Here is an 8555-nt window from a genome sequence, read left to right on the forward strand (position 1 = left end):
GGTACGGTGCGGCCGGGGTCCGGGCCGTCGGCGACGCGGCGGCGGCCGTTCGGCGGCGCCGCGCCGCCGCCGTACCGTTCCGGACGGGCGCTGCTGTCGACGTCCGGTACGTCGGGCGCGTTCAGCGCCTGCCTGCACAGGATCGACGCGCTGCTGCGCAACGCCCGGCGGCACGCCGCGGCCGTCGGCCTCACGGCCGCCGACACCGTGCTGGTGAACCTTCCGCTGTACTACTCGTACGCGATGGTCGCCCAGGTGCTCGCGGCGTACGTGACGGGCGCCCGGATCGTCGTGACCGGCCCGCCGTTCACCCCCGCCGCATTCGAGTCGGCCATCGCCGCCCGGGGCGTGACCCACACGTCCATCACGCCGGAACTCGCGCGGCGGCTGCTGGCGCGGGGCATCGTCCCGGCGCCGGGCCCCCGGGTCCTGACCATCGGCGGGGACCGGATGCATCCGGCCCACGTGACCCGGCTGCTCGCGGCCCGCCCGCGCGGCGAGCTGTACCTCACGTACGGCCTCACCGAGGCCGGTCCGCGCGTCCTGACCCTCGCGGCCCACGCCGAACCGCACTCCCGGCACGCGTCCGCCGGGCTGCCCCTGCCGGGCGTCCGCACGGCGCTGCGGGACGACACCGGCGAACTGCTCGTGGAATCGGACACCGTTCTGGAGCGCAAGATCGGCGGTCCGCCCGCCGAGCGCACCCTGATCGCCCCCGGCCGGATCGCCACGGGCGACGTCTTCACGATCGACGACGACGGCCACCACTACTTTCGCGGCCGGCTGTCCGATTTCGCGGTGATCCGCGGCGAGAAGGTGTCGCTCGGCGGGCTGCGCCAGACCGTGCACGCCATCGAGGGGGTGGTGCGCTGCACGCCCCGGCTGGAACAGGACGTGAACGGTGAGAACGCCATCGACCTGGACATCGCGGTCGCCGACCCGGGACCGGAGACGGAAGCGTTGATCCGCGCGGAACTGAACTCCCTTCTCCTGCCCGCCGAACGTCCTCGTGCGATCCGGATCGCGGCCACCGTGCCGGAGGATTTCCACAAATGAGGGAACGGCCGCTGCTTTTCTGCGTCCCGTATTCGGGCGGCTCGGCGCGCGTCTTCCGGCCCTGGCGGGAACGGTTCGCCGAACACGCCGAAGTCGTCCCCCTGGAACTGGCCGGGCGGGGGTCCCGTGCCGCCGAACCGGTGCCGACGTCGGTGCGCGCGACCGCCGCGGACCTCGCGCGTACCGTCCGGGAGACGGCGGCCGGGCGGCCCCACTTCCTGTTCGGGCACAGCATGGGCGGTCTCGTCGCCTACGAGATGGCGCTCGCGAACCGGGATCTGGCGTTCCCGGGCCTCCGGATGGTCGTGGTCTCCGGCCGCAACCCGCCGCAGCGGAGCGCGGCCTGGAGACGGGAGGTCCTCAGCCTGGACGACCGGGCGCTGCTGGCGGAACTCCGGGCCGTGGGCGGTGTGCCGGACGGTCTCAGCCCGTCGATCGCGGCCGCGTTCTTCCTGCCGCTGCTGCGGGCCGACCTCCGCGGCGCCGTGTCCTACCGGCCCGCGTCCCCGCCGCGCCGGATCTCCGCACCGCTGCTGGTGTTCCTGGGGCGCGGGGACGCGCTCGTGGAAGCGGACGCGGGGGAGGGGTGGTGGCGCTGCACGGACGCGGGCTGCACGGTCGTGCGGCACGACGGCCACCACTTCACGATCTTCGAACGGGTCGGGGAGCTCGCCGCGACGCTGCGTCCGTTCCTCGAAGCGGCGGCGCGGCCCGGACGCGCCCGCTGACGTCACACGTCGCCGAGCATCCGCCGTACGTCGCGCTCCGGCGCGTCGAGCCGGCGGAGGGCGTAGTTCAGCGATCGCTCTTCGGCCGCGAAATGCGTTTTCATGACCGACTTGATGGTGTTGATCTGTTCGAGAAGCAGCTTCGGTGATTCGGCCACGGCCAGTGCGCGCTGGAAATCGGTGAGGAGTTCCGCGAGCACCTCATGATGGCGGACGAGGTGCGTGACGGCCGTTTCCAGCTCCGGCATCCGCGCCAGCAGGGCCGGGAAGAAGTCGCTGTCCTCGCTGCGATGATGCCGCCCGAGCGCCGAGCAGAAGTCGTAGCAGAAGTCGCGGAGTTCGGGCGCGAGAACCGGCGCGCGCTTGCCGGAGCGGATCGCCGCCCGAGCGTCCTCCAGTGCCTTCTCCAGCCGGTGATGGACGGCCTGCAGTTCGAGGTGCCAGGCGAAGATGCGTTCCCGTGACATGGTGTCCCTTCCTCGCGTGCCGAGCGCCGTCAGCCGCCCTGGTGGGGGATCGGGGCGTCCCGGCGCTCCGTCGCCTCGGGGACGGTGCCCGCCTCGCCGCCGCTCCGCCTGGGCAGCGTGAAGACGAGCGCGAACGCGATGATCACGAAGGCGACGCTGGCGGCCATCGCGAACGTGGCGCTCCGGGTGAAGACGACGTCGGCGGCGTCGCCGCCCGTGAAATCGAGGGTGTCGAACAGGACGCGCCCCGTCACGGCGATGCCGATCGCGCTCCCCACCCGCTGCATGCCGCCGATGACCCCGCTGGCCGCGCCGGCCTCGCTCCGGTCGGCGGTCGCCACGATGAAGTCCATGTTGGGCGGGATGAACAGCCCGCTGCCGATGCCGCCGACGAGCAGCGGCGCGACCAGCGGCCAGCCGCGCAGGTCGGCGGGCGGGACGACCGACAGCACGATCAGGATCGCGACCATGCCGAGGGTGACCATGCCGAGGCCGATGACGAGCACGGTGCGGCCGAACCGGGCGGCGAGCTCGTCGCTCTGCGCGGCGCCGATGATCGTGCCGATCGCGAAGACCATCAGCAGCAGGCCCGTCTCCAGCGCCGACGCGTCCAGCCCCGCCTGCCACAGCAGCGCGATGGTGAAGAAGATGCTGGTGAACGCGGCGAAGTAGACCAGGGCCAGCACGACGCCGCCGGTGAACGCGGGGTTCCTGAACAGCCGCGGCGGGACCAGCGGGTTCCCGCCGCGCCCCGCCACCCGGCGCTCCCACAGGGCGAAGCCGGCCAGCAGCGGGACACTGGCGATCAGCGTGAGGTACGACCAGAGAGGCCAGCCCTGTTCCTGGCCCTGGATGAGCGGGACGAGCAGCGCCGCGAGGCCCGCGGTGAGCAGGACGAACCCGCCCCGGTCGGCCCGGGAGTCCGCCCCGGTCCGGGCGTAGGAGGGCAGCAGCCGGACCGCGGCGGCGGCCGCCAGGACGCCGATCGGCAGGTTGACGCCGAAGATGTAGCGCCAGCCGTGCTCCGCGCCGAACGCCTCGATGATGAGGCCGCCCGCGAGCGGGCCCAGGGCGCTGGAGAAACCGATGACCGCCCCCATGATCGCCAGTGCCCGGCCGCGGAGCGCCCCGGGGAACATCAGCTGGATGAGCGCGGTGATGGAGGTGTAGAAGACCCCCGCCGAGAACCCCTGGGCGACGCGCGCGAGGGTGAGCTGCAGCTCGTTCGCCGCGAGCGCGCAGGCCGTGCTGAAGACCGTGAAGAGGATCAGCCCGGTGATGAAGACCGGCTTGTGGCCGTACCGGTCGCGACGCGGCCCGCCGGGACCAGCGCGAGGCCGTAGGCGAGCATGTAGCCGGAGATCACCCAGGACAGCGTCGACTCCGACGCGTCCAGGCCGGTGTAGATCGTGGGAACGGCGACGTTGACGATCGTGGTGTCCAGCAGCGCCATGAAGGCGCCCGCCAGCAGGACGGCCAACGCGAGCCAGGTCGAGCGGGCGGCCCCCGGCGCTTCGGTCGGGCGGTTCATTCGGATCCCCTCCGTGTCCTCTCGTCACCGACCAGCTCGGGCAGCCGAGACGCCAGTCGTTCATGCCAGGTGATCTCGGCGCGCAACCGCTCGACGCGGTGCTCCATCGCGAGCGACTCCGCCACGGTCAGGTAGCGGGCGATCGTCCGCGCGTGCGTCTCGTACTCGGTGAGCGTCGCCCGGAGCGAGGTGATGCGCGCGTCGATGATCGGGGGGAGGTCGTCGAGATGCTCCGGATCGAGCCGGGTCAGGACGAGGTCGAAGGGGTCGGGGTGGTGCACGATCTCGCGCAGCCCGTTCAGCCGGAGCGAGGACAGCGTCTGCGCGCCGACGTCGGTGATCCGCCAGATCTTGCGCTGCGGGTAGGAGCCGACCTGCTCCGTCCGCACCTCCTCGATCAGCCCTTCCGCGGCGAGGCGCTTGATGGCCCCGTAGAGCCCGCCGGTGGTGATGTCGGTCCACAGGTCGAGGTGCTCCTCCTCGGACAGGAGACGGAGCTGGTGGCCGTGCATCGGGCCGCGCTCGGACAGGGCGCCGAGGATGAAGATGCGGATTGACGACACACGACTACTCTCGCAAGAGTAGTCGGCCGTGGTCAAGGAAGCCCAGGTCAAGAAAGCCGAGATCAGATAGCTCGGTCGAGGCAAGCCGGGCGCCACCGGCGAGGGGCCGGTGGCGGTCCCGTCGGGGAGCGGCGGGGCGGGCTACAGGCCCGCGTCGCGGCCGATGATCTCCTTCATGATCTCGTTGGTGCCCGCCCAGATCCGGGTGACCCGGGCGTCCATCCATGCCCGCGCGACCCGGTACTCGCGCATGTACCCGTAGCCGCCGAACAGCTGCACGCAACCGTCGATGATCTGGTTCTGCACGTCCGACGACCAGTACTTGGCCTTGGACGCGTCGACGGCGCTCAGCTCCCCGGCCACGTGCGCCGCCAGGCACTGGTCGACGAACGCCTGCGCCACGTCCAGCTTGGTGATCAGCTCGGCGACCAGGAACTTGTTGTGCTGGAACGCCCCGATCGGCTGCCCGAACGCCTTGCGCTCCCGGACGTACTCGATCGTCTCGTCGAGGACGCCGCGCGCGTGCGCCACGTTCCCGATCGCGCACGACAGCCGCTCCTGCGAGAGCCGCTCCATCATGTGGACGAAGCCCCGGTTCAGCTCGCCGATCACGTGCGAGTCGGGGACGCGGACGTTCTCGAAGAACAGCTCGGACGTGTCGGCCTCGGGCTGCCCGACCTTGTCGAGCTTCGTGCCCCGCGCGAACCCGGGCGTCCCGGCCTCGACGCCGAACAGCGTGATGCCCTTGGCGCCGCGCTCCGGGTCGGTCTTCGCCGCGACGATCACCAGGTCGGCGTGGCCGCCGTTGGTGATGAACGTCTTCGAGCCGTTGATCACCCAGGAGCCGCCGTCGCGCACCGCCGTCGTCTTCAGCGCCGCGAGGTCCGACCCGCCGGACGGCTCGGTCATCCCGATCGCGGCGATCGTCTCACCGCTGCAGAAGCCCGGCAGCCACTTCTTCTTCGCCTCGGCGGTCGCGAGCTCCAGCAGGTACGGGGCGCAGATGTCGATGTGGATGCTGAAGATCGAGTTGTAGGCGACCGCGACCCGGGCCAGCTCCTCGCCGATCACCGCGTTGAAACGGAAGTCGCCGGCGTCCTGCCCGCCGAACTCCTGCGGCACCTGCATGCCGAGGAAGCCCTGCCGCCCGGCCTCCAGCCACACCTCGCGCCTGAGCATCCGCTCATCGCGGATGTCCTCGTCCAGCGGGAGGAGCGTCCGCTCGATGAACTCCCGCACGGACTCCCTGAACAGGTCATGGTCGGTTTCGAAGACGGTGCGCCGCATGTGGATCCTCCTGGAATCGGCAGCCGAGGGCGGAATGGCGCGCACAGTCTACTGAGCGGTCGCTTAGGATCGTCGCATGGGCTCCGACATGTGGGACGCGGTCACGCCGGACGCGTCGCGGCGGCTGCTGCGCGCGGCCGTCGACTCCTTCGGCGAGCTGGGGTACCACGGCACGTCCACCCGGCACATCGCCGCCGGGGCGGGCATGAGCGCCGGCGCCCTGTACGTGCACTACCGGACCAAGGCCGACCTGCTGTTCCGGATCGCGCTGACCGTGCACGAGTCCGTCCTCGCCGAACTGGAGGGCGCGGTGGACGGCGTCGAGGGCCCGTCCGCGCGGGTGCGGGCCCTGATGCACGCGTTCGCGTGCTGGCACGCCCGCCACCACCGCGCCGCCCGCGTCATCCAGAACGAGCTCGGCGCGCTGCGGGCCCCGCACGCCGAGCGGATCGCGGCCCTGCGCCGCCGGGTCCGCGCGCTCGTCCGCGACGAGGTGCGGGCGGGCGCGGCGGCGGGGGAGTTCGACGTCGCGGACGTCGAGGGCACCGCCCGCGCCATGTCGTCGCTCGCCATCGACGTGTGCCGCTGGTACCGGCCCGAGGGCGCGCGCACCCCCGAGGACGTCGGCGCCCTGACGGCCCACCTGTGCCTGCGGATGCTCGGCGCCCGCCCGTCCTAGCCGGTGGTTCCGGCGGCGGGCGTCAGTCCCACCAGAACGACCACCAGGTCTTGCCGCGGATCTCCTCGGCGTACCCGGCGAGGGTGCCCGGCCCCTGGAACAGGATGTCGGGGCAGAACGCCCAGTGCTCGGCCGCCACGTGCACCGCGTGCCGCGTCGTGACGGGCGGCGCCGCGACGCTCAGTTCGAGCGTGTTGAAGCCGAGGCCGATCACGCGGGCGCCGAAGCGGTCCTCCCAGCCGCGCAGGACGGCGGCGAGCGGCGCGGTCCACTCGTTGTGGTTCAGGGCGCCCTGCCAGCCCACGGCGGCGATCGCGTCGGCGCCCCGGTCGACGGCCGCGAGCCCGAGGGACGGCGCCCGCGCGGCGATCGTCCGGGCGTGCCGGTCGGCGATCACGCCGGGGTCGTCCAGGAGGGCGCCGGGGGGCGCCGGTCCGGGGCAGTGCCGCCCGAACGGGGCGAGATCGTCGTGGTCGTCGTCGGCGGCCTGGTCGACGTAGTCGGTCCACACCTCGTACATGAACGCGTGGGGGACGTAGTTGCCGATCTCGGAGACCGGCTCGGGCGCGATCTGCCCGGCGGCCCACGGCTGGTCGGACTCGTCCAGCAGCAGCGGCCACAGCCCGGACCGCTCGTGCTCGGCCCGCAGCCGGGTCCACAGGTCGCCGTCGACGGGGTCGTCGCTCAGCCAGAACGCCGGCCGCAAGAGCATCTGCCGCTGCGGGTAGCCGGGGTCGGGCCACACCACGTCGCCCTCGGGCAGCGGCACCGAGAGGGCCCGCTCGGCCCCGCCGTCCGCACGGCCGTCCGCGTCGTCGGCGAACAGCTGCGGCAGGTTGTCCGGCAGGTGCCGGACCTCGACATCATCCATTTCACGCCGTTCCGGTACAGAGCGTGCCAACGGGATCTTGGCACTCCGTGATGGTAACGGCGTCCGGCGCCGCGCGTGGGCGGGCCGCCGGGTTCGGTCGCCCGGCGGCCCGCCCGTACGGTCCGGTCTCAGTCGTCGTTCTCGCTCCGGCCGCGGGTGAAGGCGGTGAATCCCAGCGCGACGGCCGCGACGGTGAGGCCGATGCCGATGACGGTGCGCCACGTGCCGTCCAGGCCGAGACGGGTCACGAGATAGGCCGCGACGAGCAGCAGCGCGGCGATCCACGTCATGGGGGTGTTCATGGGCGGGAGGTTTTCCTTTCCGGATGGGGTGCGGGAGCTTCGTCAGCGGGTGCGGCGCCGGCCTCGGACGAGGTGGTCGATCACGAGGGCTATGGCGCCCACGCCGGTGACGACGCCGACGACGATCCCATACCAGGTGTCCTCCAGGGCGACGTTCGTCCCGGCGTTGATCGCGACGAGCAGCGCGACGAGCGTCCAGCGAACGGTGTTTCCCATGGTCAGGGCCTTTCAGGAGATGGTGGGGGCGGAGTCGCGGCGCAGCATCGTGCGCGCCGGGAGCAGGATCGCCGCGGCGCCGGAACCGGCGACGCCGAGCAGGATCGCGGCGGCCGTCGGCAGTGAGACCGCGGGCAGCGGGAGGCCGGTCACCCCGATCGCGAAGGCCAGCAGGGTGACCGCGGCGATGAGCGTCCCGGTCAGCGCACCGGTGCCGAGCACGATCAGCGCCTCCAGCCGCAGCGCCCGCAGCACCTGCCGCCGGGTCGCGCCGACCAGCCGCAGCAGGACGAACTCGCGGCGGCGCGCCGCCGTCGCCAGCGCCAGGGTGGTGACGAGACCGATCACGATGAACCCGCCGATCGCCGCGACGACGATCAGGCTGACGAAGCCCTGCAGCCGCACCTGCTCCGACACCCGCGCGCCGAACTCGTCCGCGTCGATCGCGCGGACGCCGGTGTAGGCGGCGGTGACGCCCGCCAGGTCGGCGCCGTCCTCGGCCCGGACGAGGACGTGGTCGTCGAGCGGGGTGCCGGTGTGCCCGGCGACGAGGTCGCGGGGGAGCAGGACGTCCCCGAAGCCGTGGCCGCGCTCGTAGATCGCGACGACGCGGGGTTCGACGCGCGTCCCGTCCCCGAGCCACAGCTCCGCCGCGGCGCCGACCTCCAGGCCGCCCGCGACGTCCTCGCTGAGCGCGACGGTCGTGCCGCGCAGGTCGCGGAGCGAGCCGCCGGACACGCCGGGATCGATCGTCGCGGCCACGTCGCCGCCCACGCCCCGGGCGCCGAGCGACCAGAGCGTCTCCTCGCCCATCTCCCGGACCGGCATGACGATGGTCGTGCGCTTGACGGGCGT

The 8555-nt window shown here is 72.6% G+C and carries 10 protein-coding genes and 1 pseudogene; 3 read left to right on the forward strand and 8 right to left on the reverse strand.

The features are described from left to right. Both BJF79_RS25380 and BJF79_RS25385 read left to right on the forward strand, forming a co-directional pair. The coding region (locus BJF79_RS25380) for a class I adenylate-forming enzyme family protein (protein WP_075901059.1) at window positions 1-1056 on the forward strand (1056 nt) is incomplete at its 5' end. Next, window positions 1053-1784 carry a thioesterase II family protein gene (locus tag BJF79_RS25385; RefSeq protein ID WP_075901062.1) on the forward strand — a complete coding sequence of 244 codons (732 nt, stop codon included), beginning with the start codon at window positions 1053-1055 and terminating at the stop codon, window positions 1782-1784. The genes BJF79_RS25380 and BJF79_RS25385, both read left to right, overlap by 4 nt. 2 nt (window positions 1785-1786) lie before the next feature. On the opposite strand, the gene BJF79_RS25390 is transcribed toward BJF79_RS25385, so the two are convergent. The 4 genes and pseudogenes from BJF79_RS25390 to BJF79_RS25405 form a co-directional block, all read right to left on the reverse strand. Further along, window positions 1787-2251, reverse strand: a complete 465-nt coding sequence (locus BJF79_RS25390) for a hemerythrin domain-containing protein (protein ID WP_075901064.1) — start codon at window positions 2249-2251, stop codon at window positions 1787-1789. A 29-nt stretch (window positions 2252-2280) separates the two neighbouring features. After that, window positions 2281-3782: pseudogene (locus BJF79_RS25395) on the reverse strand (MFS transporter). Continuing rightward, complete coding sequence (locus tag BJF79_RS25400) at window positions 3779-4345, reverse strand: PadR family transcriptional regulator (RefSeq protein ID WP_075901068.1); 567 nt, start codon at window positions 4343-4345, stop codon at window positions 3779-3781. Before BJF79_RS25400 ends, BJF79_RS25395 begins: the two are co-directional and overlap by 4 nt. Before the next feature lie 141 nt (window positions 4346-4486). Then, a complete protein-coding gene (locus tag BJF79_RS25405; RefSeq protein ID WP_075901070.1) occupies window positions 4487-5632 on the reverse strand; it encodes an acyl-CoA dehydrogenase family protein in 1146 nt (381 codons plus the stop codon). 76 nt (window positions 5633-5708) lie between these two features. On the opposite strand from BJF79_RS25405, the gene BJF79_RS25410 reads away from it, so the two are divergent. Beyond that, window positions 5709-6311 (forward strand): TetR family transcriptional regulator, encoded by a 603-nt coding sequence (locus BJF79_RS25410; protein WP_075901072.1) that lies wholly within the window; start codon window positions 5709-5711, stop codon window positions 6309-6311. A gap of 22 nt (window positions 6312-6333) precedes the next feature. Here the strand turns inward: BJF79_RS25410 and BJF79_RS25415 are convergent, their stop codons facing one another. The 4 genes from BJF79_RS25415 to BJF79_RS25420 all read right to left on the reverse strand — a co-directional run. Further along, window positions 6334-7182 carry a DUF4253 domain-containing protein gene (locus BJF79_RS25415; protein ID WP_075901074.1) on the reverse strand — a complete coding sequence of 283 codons (849 nt, stop codon included), beginning with the start codon at window positions 7180-7182 and terminating at the stop codon, window positions 6334-6336. 128 nt (window positions 7183-7310) lie between these two features. Beyond that, the gene (locus BJF79_RS55835; protein ID WP_158079288.1) at window positions 7311-7484 is read right to left on the reverse strand and encodes a hypothetical protein; all 174 of its coding nucleotides are present in this window, start codon (window positions 7482-7484) and stop codon (window positions 7311-7313) included. A 42-nt stretch (window positions 7485-7526) separates the two neighbouring features. Further along, entirely contained in the window at window positions 7527-7700 is a 174-nt protein-coding gene (locus tag BJF79_RS55840; protein WP_158079289.1) for a hypothetical protein, read from the reverse strand. A gap of 12 nt (window positions 7701-7712) precedes the next feature. Next, on the reverse strand, window positions 7713-8555 hold an 843-nt coding region (locus BJF79_RS25420), incomplete at its 5' end, for an ABC transporter permease (protein ID WP_262402561.1).

It is taken from the genome of Actinomadura sp. CNU-125, assembly GCF_001942465.1.
GTDB lineage: Bacteria > Actinomycetota > Actinomycetes > Streptosporangiales > Streptosporangiaceae > Spirillospora.

Coding starts and splice junctions, on each gene's coding strand:
- BJF79_RS25385 (WP_075901062.1), top strand. CDS start 1,053: ATGAGGGAACGGCCGCTGCTTTTCTGCGTCCCGTATTCGGGCGGCTCG.
- BJF79_RS25390 (WP_075901064.1), bottom strand. CDS start 2,251: ATGTCACGGGAACGCATCTTCGCCTGGCACCTCGAACTGCAGGCCGTC.
- BJF79_RS25405 (WP_075901070.1), bottom strand. CDS start 5,632: ATGCGGCGCACCGTCTTCGAAACCGACCATGACCTGTTCAGGGAGTCC.
- BJF79_RS25410 (WP_075901072.1), top strand. CDS start 5,709: ATGGGCTCCGACATGTGGGACGCGGTCACGCCGGACGCGTCGCGGCGG.
- BJF79_RS25415 (WP_075901074.1), bottom strand. CDS start 7,182: ATGGATGATGTCGAGGTCCGGCACCTGCCGGACAACCTGCCGCAGCTG.
- BJF79_RS55835 (WP_158079288.1), bottom strand. CDS start 7,484: ATGAACACCCCCATGACGTGGATCGCCGCGCTGCTGCTCGTCGCGGCC.
- BJF79_RS55840 (WP_158079289.1), bottom strand. CDS start 7,700: ATGGGAAACACCGTTCGCTGGACGCTCGTCGCGCTGCTCGTCGCGATC.